Annotated in this window: 8 protein-coding genes; all 8 read right to left on the minus strand. The window is 72.0% G+C overall.

The features are described 5' to 3' along the window. Positions 1 to 28 precede the first annotated feature (28 nt). The 8 genes from ACFWW8_RS16025 to sbnA all read right to left on the minus strand — a co-directional run bounded on the left by ACFWW8_RS16025 (position 29) and on the right by sbnA (position 17,006). Positions 29 to 2,287, minus strand: coding sequence for a pyridoxal-phosphate dependent enzyme (locus tag ACFWW8_RS16025; RefSeq protein ID WP_386528895.1), 2,259 nt, complete (start codon positions 2,285 to 2,287; stop codon positions 29 to 31). A 2-nt stretch (positions 2,288 to 2,289) separates the two neighbouring features. After that, positions 2,290 to 3,231 (minus strand): kinase, encoded by a 942-nt coding sequence (locus ACFWW8_RS16030; RefSeq protein ID WP_386528897.1) that lies wholly within the window; start codon positions 3,229 to 3,231, stop codon positions 2,290 to 2,292. Further along, positions 3,228 to 4,775, minus strand: coding sequence for an argininosuccinate lyase (locus tag ACFWW8_RS16035; RefSeq protein ID WP_386528900.1), 1,548 nt, complete (start codon positions 4,773 to 4,775; stop codon positions 3,228 to 3,230). Before ACFWW8_RS16035 ends, ACFWW8_RS16030 begins: the two co-directional genes overlap by 4 nt. 106 nt (positions 4,776 to 4,881) lie before the next feature. Then, positions 4,882 to 11,427, minus strand: coding sequence for an amino acid adenylation domain-containing protein (locus ACFWW8_RS16040; protein WP_386528902.1), 6,546 nt, complete (start codon positions 11,425 to 11,427; stop codon positions 4,882 to 4,884). A 119-nt stretch (positions 11,428 to 11,546) separates the two neighbouring features. Then, positions 11,547 to 12,404 (minus strand): AzlC family ABC transporter permease, encoded by an 858-nt coding sequence (locus ACFWW8_RS16045; RefSeq protein WP_386528905.1) that lies wholly within the window; start codon positions 12,402 to 12,404, stop codon positions 11,547 to 11,549. A 37-nt stretch (positions 12,405 to 12,441) separates the two neighbouring features. Continuing rightward, complete coding sequence (locus ACFWW8_RS16050) at positions 12,442 to 12,756, minus strand: AzlD domain-containing protein (RefSeq protein ID WP_386528908.1); 315 nt, start codon at positions 12,754 to 12,756, stop codon at positions 12,442 to 12,444. Between the two features lie 16 nt (positions 12,757 to 12,772). After that, on the minus strand, positions 12,773 to 15,937 hold the full coding sequence (locus ACFWW8_RS16055; protein WP_386528911.1) for an amino acid adenylation domain-containing protein: 3,165 nt from the start codon (positions 15,935 to 15,937) through the stop codon (positions 12,773 to 12,775). 10 nt (positions 15,938 to 15,947) lie between these two features. After that, the gene (sbnA, locus tag ACFWW8_RS16060; protein WP_386529009.1) at positions 15,948 to 17,006 is read right to left on the minus strand and encodes a 2,3-diaminopropionate biosynthesis protein SbnA; all 1,059 of its coding nucleotides are present in this window, start codon (positions 17,004 to 17,006) and stop codon (positions 15,948 to 15,950) included. Between the last annotated feature and the right edge of the window lie 338 nt (positions 17,007 to 17,344).

A 17,344-nucleotide genomic window follows, 5' to 3' on the forward strand; every position in this document is an offset into this window, starting at 1 on the left:
GGGGCCCTGTCTCTGCCACATGGATGCGTCAGGCCCCTTCGAGGCGTACGGTCAGCAGCCGGCCGGCCTCGTCCAGGCTCTTGACGACGTTCTCCGGCAGGACTCCCTCGGCGATCACGTATCCCAGCCGGTCGTAGGCGTTCCGCGGGGCCCGGACCGGGCGGCCCGGCGCCGCGGTGAGGTGGACCCGCTCGACGCCCGGTACCTCGGCGGCCTCGGCCGCGCCGTCCACGGCGGCGAGCACTCCGTCGCGGTCGGCCGTCAGGAAGCGGATGCCGGCCGTCGTCTCCCGGGTCCCCTCCAGGTCGGGGGCCAGGCCGCAGGCGGCGCGGAGCTGCTGTTCCAGCAGCTCGACGCCGGTGGCCAGCCGGATCAGCTCGGGGATCATGCCGCCGGCCAGCCGGGGGTTGACCTCGACGATCAGCGGGCCCCGGCCGGACATCCGGACCTCGGTGTGCGTGGGGCCGGTCAGGACGTCCAGCGCGGTGAGGGCGGCCGTCACGGCCCCGCGCAGCGCAGCGGCGTCGCCTTCGGCGAGCGGAGCCGGGAAGACGTGCTGCCGCTCGACGAAGTGGGGGCCGCCCGAGACCGTCTTGGCGGTGATGCCGGCGCACACGGGCACGCCGTCCGTGCTGAACATCTCGACGCTGTACTCGGGCCCCTCGACGTACTCCTCGACGAGGACGGTGCGCGCCGTCGGCAGTCCCCGGACGTTGGTCTCGACGGCCAGCACCCGCTCGGTGTGCGCGTGGGCCTCGTCGTAGGACCGGCACAGGAGCACGTCGTTGGAGCCCGAGTCGTCGGCGGGCTTGACGACGCACGGCAGGCCCACCCGGGCCACCGCCGCGGCGAGTTCGGCGAGCGAGCGGACGGCGGCGAAGCGCGGCTGGACGATGCCCGCGGCGTCGAGCAGGGTGCGTACGGTGGCCTTGTTCCGGCTGTCGGCCATGGCCTGCGGAGGGTTGCCGGGCAAGCCCAGCCAGTCGGCCAGTGCGGCGACGACCGGTACGTAGAAGTCGCTGGTGGTGGTGATGCCGGCGATCTCCCCGCGGGGGAAGCGCTCGCCGATGGCGGCTCTGAGGCCGCGTTCGGTGGCGGTGTCGCAGACGACGATCTCGCAGTCGGTGTCCCGCGCGCCCGCGTAGCGTTCGGGGGCGTTCGTCAGCAGGACGGGCTCCAGGCCGAGCCGGCGGGCCAGGTCGAGGGCGAGGACGCCCGTCCCCGAGGTGTTGGCCTCGACGAACAGGAGCTTGCGCGGGCCGGTGGGCCGCTCGCCGAGGACGGCGTACGACCAGGTGGTGACCTCGGTGCCGGGGCTGACCTCGACCGGTGAGCGGGAGAGGGGCTGGCCGGTCACCGCGCGGTCGCTCCAGTAGGCGTCGCTGTAGACGTTGTCGGCATAGCGGTCGCCCCGGTCGGGGAAGAGGCCGACGATCCTGGTGCCGGGGGCGGACCGGCGGGCGACGTCCTGGAGGACGCGGTAGACCGAGCCGGAGGTGTTCCCGGCGAAGATCTGCTGCTCCAGCGCCAGCGCGCGGGTCGCCTCGAACGCCTCGTGGTCGTTGAGCCAGTGGATCTCGTCGATGAGGCCGCGGTCCAGGTTCGCCGGTACGAGGCTGTTGCCCAGGCCGCCCTGGAGCCGTCCGGGGTTGTCGGGTTGGTCGAAGACGACGCTGCCCACGCAGTCGACGGCGACGACGCGCAGGTCGGGCAGGAACCGGCGCAGGGCGCGGGCGGAACCGGACAGCGAGCCCCCGCTGCCGACCGAGCCGACGAGGACGTCGAACGGGCCGAGGTCGGAGATCAGTTCCTCGGCCAGGAAGCGGTAGGCGCCCGGGTTGTCGGGGTTGCTGTACTGGCGGGGCCAGAAGGCCCCCGGCAGGTCCCGGATGAGCGTGGCGAGGCGTTCCAGCCGGGCGCTCTGCCAGCCGGCGCCCGACATGGCCTCCACGACGTGCACGGTGCAGCCGAGGGCGTGCAGCTTGGCGTGGGTGACGGGGTCGATGCGGGGGTCGGTGACGATGTGCACGGGGTGCCCGAGGCGCGCGCCGACGAGGGCGACGCCGAGGGCCATGGTGCCCGAGGAGCTCTCGATGACGGGTGCTCCCTCGGCGAGCTCCCCGGTCCTGCGGGCCTGGAGGATCGTCTGCCGGGCGACGCGGTCCTTCATTCCGTACAGGTTCTGCAGTTCCAGCTTGGCGTAGACCTCGACCGGGTCGGGGAGGTCCAGCGCGAGTCTGACCAGCGGGGTGTGGCCGATGGCGTCGACGATGCTCTGGTAGGGCACGGTCACCTCCGGGGTGAGGAGTGGTCGGGGGCCGGCTGGCCGCAGGAGTGGAAGACGGCGGCGCCGCCGGCGAGTTCGGTGGCGCGGGCCCGGGTCTCGGCGGTCTTGCGCGCGTACTCCGGGTCGGAACGGGAGACCAGCACGCCGAGGGCGGTGCCGCTGTGCGCGACGGCGACGCCGAGGGCGTCGACGTCCCGGGAGAGGTCGATCATCCGCTGGAGAAGGCGCTTGGGACGCAGCCGCTGGTTCATCACGGCGCTGCGGGTGGCCACGCGGCCCACCGACCGCAGGTCGCCGGTGCGCACGGCGTGGCCGATCTCCTCCAGCAGGCCGTCGTACTCGCGCCGTTCGGCCGGCGAGAAGTCCTTGGGCCGCCGGTTGAACTCAATGGTGTCGACCACGCCGCCCTCTTCGACGCCGACGACGGATAGGGGGCTGAGCGCGCCGAACCGCTCTCTCAGCCGGACCTCGCGGTGGTAGAAGGCGACGACGCCGGGGTACATCACGCCGTCGGTGGGTTCGATCTGGCGCAGGAAGAACTCGATGGTCCCGCAGTCCGCCGTGCGCCCGAGGGCGTCGGCGACCGCGCGGGCGGTGGCGACCAGGTCCGCGGAGGAGCTGGCCAGCCCCTTGCCCTCGGGAAGTTCTCCCCGGAGGTCGAGGTGGCCGCCGCCCGGGACGCCGTACTCGCGCAGCATGAGCTGGACGAGCCGGCGGGAGCGGTGTTTGCGCGGCGGGAACACCGAGACGTCCGTGGTGTCCGGGTCGGCCGCGAAGACGGCTTCCGCGCCCCGGTCGATGGGCAGGGTCACGAGGAAGTCGAGCTGCTCGGCCGACGTGGCCCCCTGGAGCAGCTCTCCGAAGGTGCCCGGGGCCCGGCCGGTGCCGACCCGTGCCGGACCGGCAGTCCGGGCGGCCGGGGCCGTACTGTCGGCGCGGGTCATTCCGCGACCTCCTCGCGGACCGCCGCGCCGCCGAGGCCGAGGAGGGCGTCGACGCGCTTCAGGGCGGTGCCGACGGCGTCTCGGCGCGTGGACCAGGCGGTGTCGAGGGACCGGTGCAGGGCGTCCTGGTCGTCGAGGAGGGCGCGCACCCGGTCGGGGTGGGCCGATCCGTCGGACGTCTTCCGGTACAGCTCGCCGTCGCCCTGGAAGGCCGTCGCGAGCAGCTCCCCGGGCGCCTCCAGGGTGAAGCCCTGCTCGGCCGCCGCGGTCCGCAGCAGTTCCGGTGCGCACCGGCGGGGCGGCAGTCCGGCGGCGTCGGCCGCCACGACGTAGCGGCCGGCGATGACCTGGGCCTTGCGCCAGGGCACCGACTCCCGGAGGGTCAGCTCGTTGGCGAGGGTGAATCCGCCGAGGAACTCCCGGTCGACGGCCTCGCGCATCCGCTCCCCGTCGAAGTCGAGGTGCTCGACCACCGCCGTGAACAGCCGCAGCGTGGTGCCCAGGGTGGTGAACATCGGCAGCAGGTTGGCCCCGGCCTCCTTCGACACCTCGACCATGTTGCTGAAGGGCGTGGCGCGTTGGGCGAGGAGCATGTCGAAGTAGTAGGCGCTCAGGTGGGCGGACTTGCCCCGGATCCGTTCCAGGACGGGGTAGTTCTTCTTCTGTGGCATGGCCGACGAGATCCCGGACAGTTCGTCGGGCAGCACGAGGAAGCCGTACGGGCCGCTGCCCCAGGTCATCAGGTCGCTGATGAACCGGCTCAGCGAGGAGCCGAGAAGGGAGAGTTCGGCGGCGGTCTCCAGGACCCAGGCCCGCGAGGCCACGCCGGTGAGCGCGTGCGGCTGGGGGGCCGGGCACCCGAGCAATCCGGCCATCGCGTCGCGGTCCCAGGGGAGGTCCTGTCCCGTCATGGCGCCGGAGCCGAGCGGGCAGAGGTTGATCCCGTCGTACGTGGACAGCAGCCGGCCGAGCGTGTGCAGCATCTGCTGGGAGACGGCCGCGAGATAGAAGCCGGGGGTGATGGTCTGGGCCGCCTGGAGGTGGGTCTGCCCGACCATCGGCAGGTCGGCGGTGCGTGCGGCGAGCCGGTGGACGGCGCGGGTGAAGGTGAGGAGGGCGCGGGCGCCGTCGTGCAGCAGCCCCCGTCCGAAGAGGAGTTGGGCGGTGGCCTGCATGTCGTTGCGGCTGCGGTCGACGTGCCAGGCGGTGACGGGCCGGCTCAGGCCCTGCTCGACGTACTGCTCCAGGGCGAACGCGATGTCGGACATGTTGGTCCGCGCGTCCGCGGTGATGCGGTCGCGGGTCGCGTGGTGCAGCAGCCGGCCTATCTCGGCGGCCTGCGGCTCCGTGATCAGACCCATGCGCCGGTACTCGATCGCGAAGACCTTCTCGATCGCGGTGTACCAGGGCAGGAGGTGCTCGGCCTCGTAGCGGAACTGGGGCTCCAGCACTTCCTCGTGGAGCAGCAGGCTGGGGGTGCCGCTGATTCTGCCCGTGAGCCGGTCGGCCTCTCCCACCGGCGCCTGGTCGTGGGAAGGACTCATGTCTTCTCTCCGGTTTCTCGGGTGGGGGTCCCGTTCGAGCGGTCGGACAGGATCCCCTGCCGCCGGGCGGGGCGGCGGGCTCCGCGGAGCCCGCCGCCCCGTGCGTTCAGCTGGTGCGCTCCAGGGCGGCCAGGTCCTGGCGGACCGTTTCGGCGAGGAGTTCGGGGCGGCTGGTGTTGAGGTAGTGGCCGCCGTGGTCGGTGACGACGAGGCGGCACTGCGGCACGAACCGCTCCCAGTTGCCGACGGCCGCGGTGTGGTCGCCCATCAGCGCGTCGTCGGTGGACAGGACCACGGTGGCGGGTGCCTTGAGGGCGGCGCGGCCGGGGTCCGAGAGCGCGAGGTGGAAGCCGTGGGTGGCCTCGACCGTGTCGTAGCGGAACGACCTGGCGAGGTCGGTGCGCTCGGTCGCGGACAGCCGGTGGACCTCGTCGAGTCCGGTGTTGTCCGCCATCCAGTCCATGATCTGCTGCTCGCTCATGTGCACCACCTCGTTGGCGGCGTGGTCGGCCGGGTCCGTCGACCGCAGCAGCTTCGCCACGATCAGCAGCCTGCCGACGTGGTGGCCCTGTCCCTCCAGCGTCCGGATCAGGTGCATCGCCAGCGAGGCGCCGGCGCAGTGGCCCAGGACCAGAACGGGCCGGCCGGCGGCCTCCCGGGCCACTTCGTCGGCGAGCTGCTCGGCGAGGACGTCCACGGCGACCATCGGGCGGTCGTCGCCGACCGTGCGGCCCGGCAGTTCCGTGCCCATGACGCGGGCGGCGACGCCGTCGTCGGCGAGCTGCCGGGCCAGCGGTACGTAGCTGACCGCGCTGCCGCCCGCGAAGGGGATGCAGACGAGGAGGGCGTCGGTGGTGTCCAGGCGTGCCCCGGCGGCTGCGGTGAGGTCGATCAGGAGGTCGCGGCGGGCGCCGTCGCGCTGGGCGAAGCTCGCCGCGATCAGTCGTGCGGTGGGGCGGACCAGCAGGTCGCGCAGGGCGATGCGGCCCTGGGAGGAGGCCGCGACCTTCATCGCGGCGATCGAGTGGCCGCCGATCTCGAAGAAGTTGTCGGTGACCCCGATCTCGGAGGGGGCCGCGCCGAGCACGGAGGCGAACAGGTCGCGGACGAACTCCTCGTCCTCGGTGGCGGGCTGCTCGCGCTCGGCGTCGCGCTCGGTGCTCAGCGGCCGCGCGGCCAGCACCTTGCGGTCGGTCTTCCCGTTGGAGTTCAGCGGGAAGGCGTCGAGGTGCACGAGGATCTCGGGGTGCATGTAGTCCGGGATGATCTCGGCGAGCTGCCGCTTGAACTCGGTGCGGTCGGGCTCGGCCGTGCCCGTGTAGAAGGTCACCAGCCGCTTCTCGCCAACGACCTCGCGGGCCAGGGTCACCGCGGTCTCCACGCCGGGCAGCCGGTTGACCGCCCCGTCCACCTCGGAGAGCTCGATGCGGTACCCGCGGATCTTGACCTGGCCGTCGCGGCGGCCGGCGCAGTCGAGCAGTCCGCCGGGGAGCCACCGGCCCACGTCGCCGGTGCGGTACAGCAGGTCCGACCGCCCGTCGAGCGTGTTGGGCTCGAACGCCGCGGCGGTGCGCTCGGCATCGTTGACGTAGCCCAGGCCGACACCGGCGCCGGTCACGCAGATCTCGCCGTAGCTGCCGATGGGGCGCGGCCTGCCGTCGGCGCCGACGACGTGCAGGCTGGTGTTGATGATCGGCCGGCCGATCGGGACGCGGACCCCGTCGAATCCGCTGTCCATGAAGTGGTGGGTCACGTCGTCGGAGCACTCGGTCGGGCCGTAGGCGTTGATCACCGGGATGCGGTAGTTCGCGAACCATCGCCGGGTCAGCGCGGGCGGCAGCGTCTCGCCGTTGATGATGTTGAAGCGCAGGGACGGGAGCGGCGCGGGCCGCTGCTCGACCTCGGTGAGCAGCGCGTCGGTGTACGAGGGCACCGTCTCCAGGATGGTGATGCCGTCCTCGGCCAGCGCGGTGAGGAAGACCGGCAGGTCCACGACGGTGTCGTGGTCGTAGATGACGGTGCGTCCGCCCACCAGCCAGGCGACGAGCAGCTGCCAGACGGAGATGTCGAAGCACTGGGTGCTGAGCTGGGCGACCCGGTCGTCGGCGGTCAGCTTGAGGTCGACGACCTTGGACAGCAGGTGGTTGAGCATGCCGGAGTGGCGCACCGTGGCGCCCTTGGGGTCGCCGGTGGATCCCGAGGTGAAGATGATGTAGGCGGTGTCCGCCGGTTCCGGCCGGGCGGGGGGTGCGGCCGCGACGCCCTCGGCGGTGTCGTGGAGCGTCACCACGGTGAGTCCGTCGACGCGTTCGCGCAGGTCCGCGCCGATCCCCGGCGCGTCTGCGGCCGCGGCGACCAGGAAGCGCGAGGCGCTGCGCCGCAGCACGGCGGCGATCCGCTCGGCCGGGAAGCCGCGGTCCTGCGGGAGGTAGACCGCGCCGATCTTGAGCAGGGCCAGCATCGTCAGCGACCAGTCGATGCCCCGCGGCAACACGGTGGTGACCACGTCGCCGGGGGTCACGCCGGCCTCCAGCAGCTGCGCCGCGTACCGGTCGGAGGCTAGGTCGAGGGCGGCGTAGTCGAGCCGCTCGGCGCCGTGCTCCAGGGCGATCGCGGCCGGGGTCCGGCGGACCTGCTCGGCGAAGGCGTCGAGGAAGGTCCCCTCCGGCAGCGGGTACGCGGGGCCCTCGGACATCGCCGTCAGCTGGGCCTGCTCCCGGGCGCCGATCAGCGGGGTCGCGGCCCGGTCCGCCGCCGGGTCGGCGACCAGCGCCCGCAGGGCGTCGAGGTAGTAGCCGCCGACGCGCTCGACCTGCTCGGCCTCGTAGACCGCGTGGTGGAAGTGCAGGCTCAGCAGCACCTCGTCGCTGACGGCGTCCTGGGAGAACTCGGCTCGGAAGGGGAACTCGCTCTGCACGTTGACGATCGAGCGCACCAGCTCGAAGCCGTCGCGGGCGGTGAGGTCCTTGAGCACGTGGAAGTGCGTGAAGTTGAAGACGGTTTCGAACAGTGTCTCGCGGCTGCCGACGGCGCGCTTGATCTCGGCCATCGGGAACCGCCGGTGCGGCAGCAGGCCGGCCTCGGCCGCGTAGACGGCGTGAACCAGGTCCTCCCAGCTCGTGCCGAGGTCGCGGACGCGGAACGGCAGGGTGTTGAGGAACAGGCCGGCGATGTCCTGTCCGCCTTCGACCTCCGGGCGGCCCGAGTGCTCGTATCCGGTGATGACGTCCGAGGTGCCGGCGACGAAGGCCAGGACCCCGACGTGGGCGGCCAGCAACACCGCCTTCACCGGGACCCGCAGGGCGCGGGCCGTCGCGAGGACGGCGTCCGAGAGGTCCTCGGGGAAGACGACGTCGTGGATGCCCACGCCGGTGCGCTGGGGGTCCGGCTCGGTGTACGGGGTGATCCGGGTGCTCTCGGCGCCCTCCATCACCTCCAGCCAGAACCCGCGCTGCTCGGGCGAGCCGACGGCGGCCTGTTCCAGCGCCACGTACTGGCGGTGCGACATGACCTGCCGGGAGCCGCCGTGCGGCTCCTCGCCGTCCAGGATCGCGAAGTACGCGGAGAACACGTCGCGGTGAACGGTGTTGACGCTCCAGCCGTCCAGCGCGGCGTCGTGGTAGCTCAGCGAGTACTGGTACTCGTCGTCGGACAGCAGGTGGAGGTGGACCCGGACCAGGTCGGTGCTGCCGTAGTGGAAGCCGCCGCGGAGTTCGAGTTCGGCGTACCGGCGCAGGTCCTCCTCCTGCTCCTCGGCCGACCGGCCGCGCAGGTCGAACACCCGCAGCGGGGACGGGGCACTCGCGTGGACGAGCTGCAGCGGCGTGCTGAAGCCGTTCAGGTGGAAGGAGGTGCGCAGCAGGGAGTGCCGGCGTACGACCGAGGCGACCGCCCGCTCGAAGAGGCCGGTGTCCACGGTGCCGCGGATCCGGTAGCTGAGGATGTCGTGGTACATCCCCTCGGTGCCGCCGCGCAGGGCCTCGTAGATCAGGCCGACCTGGAGCTGTGACATGGGGTAGGCGTCGACGATGTCCGCGGGGAGCAGCGCCCGGTCCTCCGCGCCGACCAGCGCGAAGGGCTCGACGTCGGGCTCGGGCGCGTCCGGCCGGGCGGCGACGACGCGCTCGGCGAGCTCCGCGATGGTGGGGTGGCCGAAGAGTTCCTGGAAGGTGAAGTCCAGACCGGCGGCCCGGGAGCGGGCGAGCACCGTGATGAATTTGATGGAGTCCCCGCCGAGGGAGAAGAAGTTGTCGTCCACGCCGACCGTGTCGAGGCCGAGGACCTCGGCCCAGATCCCGGCGAGCTGCTGCTCGACCGGTGTGCGCGGGGCCCGGTGGGCGGCGACGGGTCCTCCGTCGAGCAGCGGCGCGGGCAGCCCGGAGACGTCGCGCTTGCCGTTGTGGCTGGTGGGGATCGCGGGGACCTCGATGATGTGCTGCGGGACCATGTAGGAGGGGAGTTCGGCCTCCAGGGCGGCGCGCAGGACGGTCGCGTCGAAGCCGTCGCCGGTCACGACGTAGGCCACCAGGAGGCTGTCCCCGGCGTCGGTGGGCCGGGCCACGACCGCGCTCTGACGGACTCCGGCGGTCCGCTGGGCGACGTGCTCGATCTCGCCGAGTTCGATGCGGTAGCCGCGGATCTTCACCTGGGTGTCGAGGCGGCCGAGGTACTCCACGGTGCCGTCGGCGAGCCACCGGGCCAGGTCGCCGGTGCGGTAGCGGCGCTCGCCGTCCTCGCCCGTGACGAAGCGCTCGGCGGTGAGCTCGGGGGCGTGCAGGTACCCGCGCGCGAGTCCCGTGCCGGCGATGCACAGCTCGCCGGGGGTGCCGATCGGGGCGTGGTCGCCGGACCGGGTCCTGACGCTGAGCCGGATGTTGCTGATGGGGCGGCCGATCGGCACGGACCGGGTGGTGTCGAGGTCGGCGCAGGGCTGGTGGGTGACGTCCACGGCGGCCTCGGTGGGGCCGTAGAGGTTGACGAGTTCACGCCCGTCGCCCAGGAGCTCGTCGAACTGCCGCACCTGGTCGACGGCGAGGGCCTCGCCGCTCGCGAAGATCCGGCGTACGCGGGAGAGCCGCTCCCGCTCGCCCGTCGCGCCCACGAAGCCGAGGAAGGCGTGGAGCATCGAGGGGACGAAGTGCAGGGTGGTGGCCCCGGTCTCCTCGATCCGGCGGATGATCCGCTCCGGGTCGCGTTCGTCGCCGTTGGGCAGGGTGGCCACCGCCGCACCGGCGAGGGACCACCAGAAGATCTCCCAGACGGACACGTCGAAGGTGAACGGCGTCTTGTGGAGGATCACGTCGCCCTCGTGCAGCGGGTACGCGCTCTGCATCCACCAGAGGCGGTTGACGATCGCCCGGTGCTCGACCATCACCCCCTTGGGGCGTCCGGTGGACCCCGAGGTGTAGATGACGTACGCGACGTCGTCGGGACCGGTGACGGGCTCCAGGTCGCCGTCGGGCTGTGCGGCGACGGCGGGGTCGTCGAGCAGCAGCACCCGCTGTCCCCCGGCCACGGCGGCCGTGTCCGGGGTGGCGACGACGAGGGCCGCACGGCTGTGGTCCAGCAGGTACGCGATGCGGTTGGGCGGCAGCATCGGGTCGACGGGCAGGTAGGCGCCGCCGGCCTTCAGGACGCCGAAGATGGCCGTCAGGAGCTCGGTGGAACGCGGGACGCACACGGCGACCGGGCTGCCCGGCTCCACCCCGGAGGCGCGCAGGGTGCGGGCGAGGCGGTTCGCCGCGGCGTTGAGCTCGCCGTACGTGGTGCCGTCGTCGACGACGGCGACGCGGTCCGGCTCGGCCGCGGCGCGCTCCTCCAGGAAGCCGTGCAGGAGGCGGTGGTCGGGGAAGGGCGCCGCGGTGTCGTTGAACGCCTCCTCGATCTGAGCCAGTTCGGCTGCGTCCGGGCGGAGCAGCGGTCCGACGGGGAGCGAGGGTTCGCCGACCAGGCCGGCGAGCGTGCGGGCGTAGGCGGCGGCGAGGCGGCGGCCGGTCGCGGCGGTGAAGTGGGCGGGGTCGTAGTCGAGTTCGACGCGGGGTGCGAGCCCGTCGGCCGACAGGTGGAGGTCGAAGAGCAGCGGGCTCCCCGTCGCCCGGGCGTCCTCGGCGGTGAGCTGTCCGTCGAGGGAGACGACGAGGTCGCTCGGTCGTGCGTCGAGCTGGTCGAGCAGCTGCCGGACGGGGATGTCCAGGTTGGCCGAGGCTGCCAGGTAGGCCGCGCGGACGGTGGTGAGCAGCTCGCGGCCGGACTCCTCACCGGTCACCGCGAGGCTCATCGGGACGGTCCGGTCGGGTTCCTGGCCTTGGGCTTGGTCCTGGGTCGGACCCTGCCCCTGGTCCCGGTCCTGCCTCCGGGGGACGGGAGCGAAGACCGTGACGGAGGGGAGGTCGGTGCTGCGGACCGCGAGGAGCGCGAGGGCGCTCGCGCCGATGACGGCCTTCAGGACGGCGTCGCCCTGGGTGATCCGGGCGACGGCCCGTACGGTGTCGGGTTCCAGGGCGACCGTGATGCGCTCGGCGGGCCCGGCGCCGTGGTGTGCGTGGTCGCGTATGAGCACGGTGGGCTCGGCCCAGGCGCTCTGCTGTGCGTCCCAGAACTCCGCCTGGGCGGGATGGGCGGTGCGGGCCTGCTGCAGGTGGAAGATGCTCATCTCGAAAGTTCCGGTCTCGACCGGGGGCACGGCTGGGGGCGGCCCAGCCCACCCCGCTGCTGCGGATGGGGAAGGGTGGAGAAGTGGCCCGGCGGGGCCCCGGTGGCGGCGCGGGGCCCTCAGCGCGGACTGCTGCCGATCTCTCGGTCCGGTGCTTCCTCGCACGTCGCCTCGGCGGGCTGCGAGCCCGCGCGCTGCGGCGCCGTCGGTTGCGGCCGCGGTGGTGGCTGTACGGGGTGCGGCTGCGCCGCCTTCGGCTCCGGGACGGGGACGACGCGCGCCCTGCTCTCCAGGAAGGCCGCCACCGCGGTGCCGGCGAGCGTGGCGAGGAACAGGCCGCTCTGGTAAGGCAGATGGCTCAGCAGAAGACCGCCGGCGCCCGCGATGAGCCCGATGAGCAGCGCGCGGCGGGTGGTGAAGGAGGAGACGACCAGGCCGATGTACGAGGCGTAGACCGCGAAGTCCAGTCCCCAGGAGCTGAGGTCGGCGAGGGTCTGGCCGAAGATCCAGCCGCAGAGCGTGGCGAGGTTCCAGGCGAGGTAGATGACTGCGGCGTTGCTCAGCACGTACCACCGCCGGTTGTCCTGCTCCGGCGTGGGTTCGCCGAACCGCTTCGCCGCGAGGGCGTAGACGGCGTCGGTCATGCCGAAGGCGATGGCCGCGCGCCAGAACACGGGCATGGGCCGCACGTAGGGCGACAGCGCGGCGGAGTAGAAGACGTGCCGCAGGTTGATCAGCAGGACCGTCATGACGGTCAGCGGCCACGCGGCACCCGAGGTGATCATGCCGAGGCCGATCATCTGGGCGGAACCGGAGTTGACCACCAGGCTCATCAGCATGGTGTTGACCACGTCCAGGCCCTGCGCCTCGGCGAGCGCGCCGAACAGCAGGCCGAACGGCACCGCGCCGATGATGACGGGGACGGCGGCCAGGGCGCCTTGCAGTGCCTCACCCCCGCGGCTGTGTCGGGGCAACATCAATTCGACCTCGTTCCGGAGGGAGGGCGGAGCTGGTTCACAGCGCGAACTTGGTGACCATGAAGCCGGCCATGGCGACCGCGAACACCAGGAAGAAGGCGTCCCGCTTGAACGCACCGACCGTGAACCCGCAGACGGCCCCCACCAGGTACGGGGCGACCGTCTTCGGGTCGCCGGCGTCCCCGGCCAGCACCACCGACGGCACGATGATCGCCATCAGCACCGCCGGCATCACGTAGGGCAGGGTGCTGCGGATACGGGTGGGCAGGTGTTCGGGGCCGATCGGTCCGAAGAGTGCGTAGCGGACGGCGAACGTCACCGCCCCGCAGAGGATGATGGTCAAGGGGGTCATCAAAATCTCGCCTTGGTCAGAAGGAGAAGTCGGCGGCCTCGAGGACCCGTCCGGGTCCTCCGGCCGCCTCCGGCAGGACCGGAGCGTGCGGGTCGAGCGACAGTTCACGGAGCGCGTCGACGACGCGGTCCAGCAGGAAGGCGGCGGAGGTCCGTTCGAACAGCGCCGTGGAGTACTCCAGTTCCAGCGTGTAGCGGTCCGGCTTCTGCCATGCCTGGAGGTTGAGGTCGAAGCGGCAGGTCCCCGGGTGCGGCAGCGAGAGCGTCGCTCTGCGTCCGTGCTTGCGGAAGCTGTGGAAGTCGATGTCCTGCAATGCGAAGAACACGTCGAACAGGGCGTTGCGGCTCAAGTCCCGCGGCAGGTCCAGTCGTTGGACGAGGTCGACGAACGGGTACTCCTGGTGGTCCAGGGCGTCCCGGTGCTCCGCCCCCAGGTCCCGCAGCAGGTCGCCCAGTCCGGTGCCCGCGCGCGGTCTGGCGCGCAGGACAACGGTGTTGACGAACATGCCCACCACGCCTTCGAGGTCCGGGTGCGGCCGGCCGCCCATGGGGCTTCCGACGGCGATGTCCCGCTGTCCGCTGAGGCGGACGAGGGCGGCGGTCCAGGCGGTCAGCAGCACGGCGAAGGGGGTCAGCGACTCCCGCGCCGCCACCGCCCGTACGTGCGCGGTGTCCTCGGGAGACAGGTCCACCGTCACCACGGCGCCCTCCGTGGACCGCAGAGCGGGACGCGGCCGGTCCGTCGGCAGGTCCAGCGGCGGCGCCGGGTCCGCGAACTTCGCCAGCCAGTACCGTTCGGCCTCCCCCGCCTCCGGGGCGGACGCGCGGGCGTCGGCCCATTCGGCCGCGGCGGCGTAGTCCACCGCCGGGGGGTCCGGCTCGAAGCCCGCGTAGAGCTCGAACAGTTCGTCCACCAGGAGCCGCAGCGAGATGCCGTCGAAGACGATGTGGTGGACGTCGAGGTGGAGCACGTCCTGACCGGAGGGATGCCGTTCGAGGAGCGCCCGCAGCAGGGGCGGCGACCCGAGGTCGAAGGGCCTGATCCAGTCGGGGGCCGCACCGTCGACGACGGTGAGTTCGACGGTCGCGCTGTTCTCCGCCCGGCGCACGACGCCTCCCCCGTCGGTCGTGAACCGGCTCCGCAGGGCGTCGTGCCGGGCGATGAGCCGGTCGAGCGTCGCGCGCAGGCGGTCCGGATCGAGCGGGCCCCCCGCTTCGATGCGGACCGGGATGTTGTAGACGAGGCTGTCCGGATCGAGCTGCCAGAGGGCGTGGAGCGCCCGCTGCTGTGGGTGGAGCACGCCGCTCCCGGTGGCCGCCGGGATCGGCGCCAGCCCGGTGGCGGCGGCCCCCGCCACCGTACGGGCCATGGCGCCGAGGGTCCGGGCGGCGAAGAGCTCGCCGAAGCCGAGCCGTACGCCGGGGTCCCGGGCCAGGCGGCCTATGAGGGCGCCGGTGGCGATGGAGTTCCCGCCCCGTTCGTAGAAGTCGTCGTCCAGGCCGAGCCCTTCCGCGTCCAAACCCAGCACGTCGGCCCAGTGGCGGGCCAGCGTCAGCTCGTCGGGGGTGGCAGGGGGCGCTCCGGCGCCGCTCCGCACGGGCGGCGGGGGCAGGAGGGAGCGGTCCACCTTGCCGTTGGCGTTCAGGGGCAGCCGGTCCACCGGCACCAGGTGGGCCGGGCACATGTACGACGGGAGCCGCCTGCGCAGCACGTCCAGGACGCCCCGCTCGTCGTGCCCGGGTGCGAGCACCACGTGGCTGACGAGCTGTTTGGCGCCGCCGGGGCCGTCGTCGACGCTGGTGTGGCTGTCGGTGAGACCGGGGATCTCCAGCAGTGCGTTGTCGATGTCGCCGAGTTCGATGCGGTGTCCGCGGATCTTGACCTGGCTGTCCGTCCGGCCGTGGAAGGAGAGGACGCCGTGGGCGTCGCTGCTGACGAGGTCACCCGTGCGGTAGTGCCGTACGCCGTCCACCAGGACGAACTTCTCGGCCGTCAGCTCGGGGTTGTCGAGGTAGCCCCGGGCCAGGCCGGTGCCCGCCGTGTAGAGCTCGCCGATCTCCCCGGCGGGGACGGGCCTGCGGTCGGCGTCGAGGACGGCGACGGTCGTCCCGCTGATGGGGCGTCCTATCGGGATGGACGTCTCGTAGGTCCGCTCGACGGGGAAGACGGTGGTGAAGGTGGTGTTCTCGGTGGGGCCGTAGCCGTTCAGCACGCGCAGGGCCGGATGGGCCCGGCGGACGAGGTTGACGTGCCGGCAGGACAGCACGTCGCCGCCGACCAGGAGGGTGCGCAGCCCGGAGAAGAGGCTGACGTCCTCGTCCACGAGCTGGTTGAAGAGCGGGGAGGTGAGCCACAGGACGGTGGTGCCGGCGTCGTGCAGGGCGGCTTTGAGGAGCGCGGGCGTCAGCAGCACGTCCTGGTCGACGATCTGGAGGAAGGCGCCGTTGAGCAGCGCCCCCCAGACCTCGAAGGTGGCGGCGTCGAATTCGAGGGCGCCGGTCTGCAGGAACCGCTCGTCCGCGGAGAACGTGAAGTAGTCCGCGTCCCGTACCAGGCGTACGACACCGGCGTGCTCGACCATCACGCCCTTGGGGCGGCCGGTGCTGCCCGAGGTGTACATCACGTAGGCCAGCGGCGACCCGGTGGCACCGGCGGGGCGGTGGGGGGCGCAGGCACGGGCCGGGGAGGCGGGCGCGCTCGGGGCCGGGGCGCCCGGGACAGGCGGGAGGGGGGCAGGCGGGAGGGGTGCAGGCGGGAGGGGGGCAGGGGTGGCGAGCTCGCCGAGTTCGCGTACCGCGGTTCCGTCCGGCGCGGCCCGCTCCAGCGATTCCCGCAGCCCGGCTCCGCACAGCACGACGGGGGCCCGGGAGTCCCCGAGGATGCGTGCGATGCGCTCTTCGGGGTGGGCAGGGCTCACGGGCAGGTACGCGGCTCCGGCGAGCACCGTCCCGAGCATGGCGACGACGGCGTCGGCGGATCGGTGGAAGGCGATGGCGACGAGCGTCTCCTCGCCGACACCGAGCGCGGCGAGTCCCTCGGCCACCGCAGCGGCACGCGCGTGGAGTTGGCGGTAGCTGAGCCGTTCTGCGCCGTGGGCGAGGGCGGGCGAATCCGGCGTGCGCTCGACCTGGGCGACGAACAACTCGTCGAGCCGGGCCGGAGAGTTCGAAGTGGTGGGCATTCTCTACTCCTTACCCCTGGGCGAATTCGGCGACGGGGGCGACGACTTCCCGCAGCGGCTCGAACGTTCCGATGTCGCCGTAGTGCATGCGGACCCAGTCCTCGTCGTAGACGGTGTCGAGGTACCGCTCGCCGAAGTCCGGCGATATGGCGACCGCGCGGGTGTCGGGGCGCTCGGTGCGCAGCCGCTGCCAGGCGCCGTGGAGCACGGTGCCGGTCGATCCGCCGAAGAGGAAGCCCCGGCCGGCGAGATAGCGGCACATCCGGATGGTGTCCGCCTCGTCGACCATCACGATTTCGTCGATGACGCGCCGGTCGGCGATCGCGGGCGGCTGGCTCGACCCCAGTCCGGGGATGAGCCTGCGTCCGGGCGGACCGCCGAAGGTGATGGATCCCGTGCTGTCGACGGCGACCACCCGGGCGGGGTGGCCGATCGATTTGAGGTAGCGGGCGCAACCGACGAGGGTCCCGGTGGTGCCGGCGCCGACGAACAGGAACTCCAGGTGCGGGTAGTTCCGGACGATCGCCGGGGCGGTGGTGTCGTAGTGGGCGCGCCAGTTGTTCTCGTTGGAGTACTGGTTGAGCCAGACGAGGTCCGGGTCGGCGGCACAGGCTTCCTGCACGTATCGGATCCTGCTGCCCAGGAACCCGCCGTTCTCGTCCGGATCCGCGACCAGGACGACCTCGGCCCCGAGCGAGCGCATGAGGTGGAGGTTCCGCTCGTTGCACCGGATGTCGGTGACACAGACGAACCGGTATCCCCGGTCGGCGGCGATCGCACTGACGGCGATGCCGAGGCTGCCGGAGGAAGATTCGATAATCGTGGAACCCGGCTTCAGCCTGCCTTCTCGTTCGGCCGCCGCTATCATCGCCGCCGCCGCTTTGGCTTTGACCGAGCCGAAGAAATTGAACCCTTCACACTTCAGCGAAAGATTGTGCCCCAGAGCGGGGTTCAGGTCGACGAATATCTCATCCAGAATGAGGTCTTGCGGTGCTCTGACCTCAACGCCGGAATAGCTCTGCTGAGCCTGTGAAATCATAGAGTGATTCCTAAAAATATCCACCGACATCACTCGGCAGACGACAGTCCTGCGCCATTATTCGAGGAAAACCACTACTGGAATGCAATCACGGGGTGAATCCGGCCCCCATGGCCGATCGCGGGTACTGCGGTGTGGCGGAGCACACCGCGCCGTGACGGTCGCGGGACACGTGGAGAGACGTTAGCGGACGGAAGACACAAAGGCCAGCGAGCACATTTGGAGGAACATCCAAGGGCGGAGCGACGGCGACCGCGACCCCAAATGCCTGAGATCATGGCTTTGAGATCTTTAAGGACACTTGTGCCGCTATGCCGTTGGAGAGAATCGGTGCGCCTGGCTTGAAATCACCCTCGCACGCGCGGACC

Source organism: Streptomyces sp. NPDC058701, from assembly GCF_042715295.1.
Taxonomy (GTDB): domain Bacteria; phylum Actinomycetota; class Actinomycetes; order Streptomycetales; family Streptomycetaceae; genus Streptomyces.

What these genes read in the sequence shown, in the direction of transcription:
- ACFWW8_RS16035 (WP_386528900.1), bottom strand. Translation starts at nt 4,775, where the DNA reads ATGAGTCCTTCCCACGACCAGGCGCCGGTGGGAGAGGCCGACCGGCTC.
- ACFWW8_RS16050 (WP_386528908.1), bottom strand. Translation starts at nt 12,756, where the DNA reads ATGACCCCCTTGACCATCATCCTCTGCGGGGCGGTGACGTTCGCCGTC.
- ACFWW8_RS16040 (WP_386528902.1), bottom strand. Translation starts at nt 11,427, where the DNA reads ATGAGCATCTTCCACCTGCAGCAGGCCCGCACCGCCCATCCCGCCCAG.
- ACFWW8_RS16055 (WP_386528911.1), bottom strand. Translation starts at nt 15,937, where the DNA reads ATGCCCACCACTTCGAACTCTCCGGCCCGGCTCGACGAGTTGTTCGTC.
- sbnA (WP_386529009.1), bottom strand. Translation starts at nt 17,006, where the DNA reads ATGTCGGTGGATATTTTTAGGAATCACTCTATGATTTCACAGGCTCAG.
- ACFWW8_RS16030 (WP_386528897.1), bottom strand. Translation starts at nt 3,231, where the DNA reads ATGACCCGCGCCGACAGTACGGCCCCGGCCGCCCGGACTGCCGGTCCG.
- ACFWW8_RS16045 (WP_386528905.1), bottom strand. Translation starts at nt 12,404, where the DNA reads ATGTTGCCCCGACACAGCCGCGGGGGTGAGGCACTGCAAGGCGCCCTG.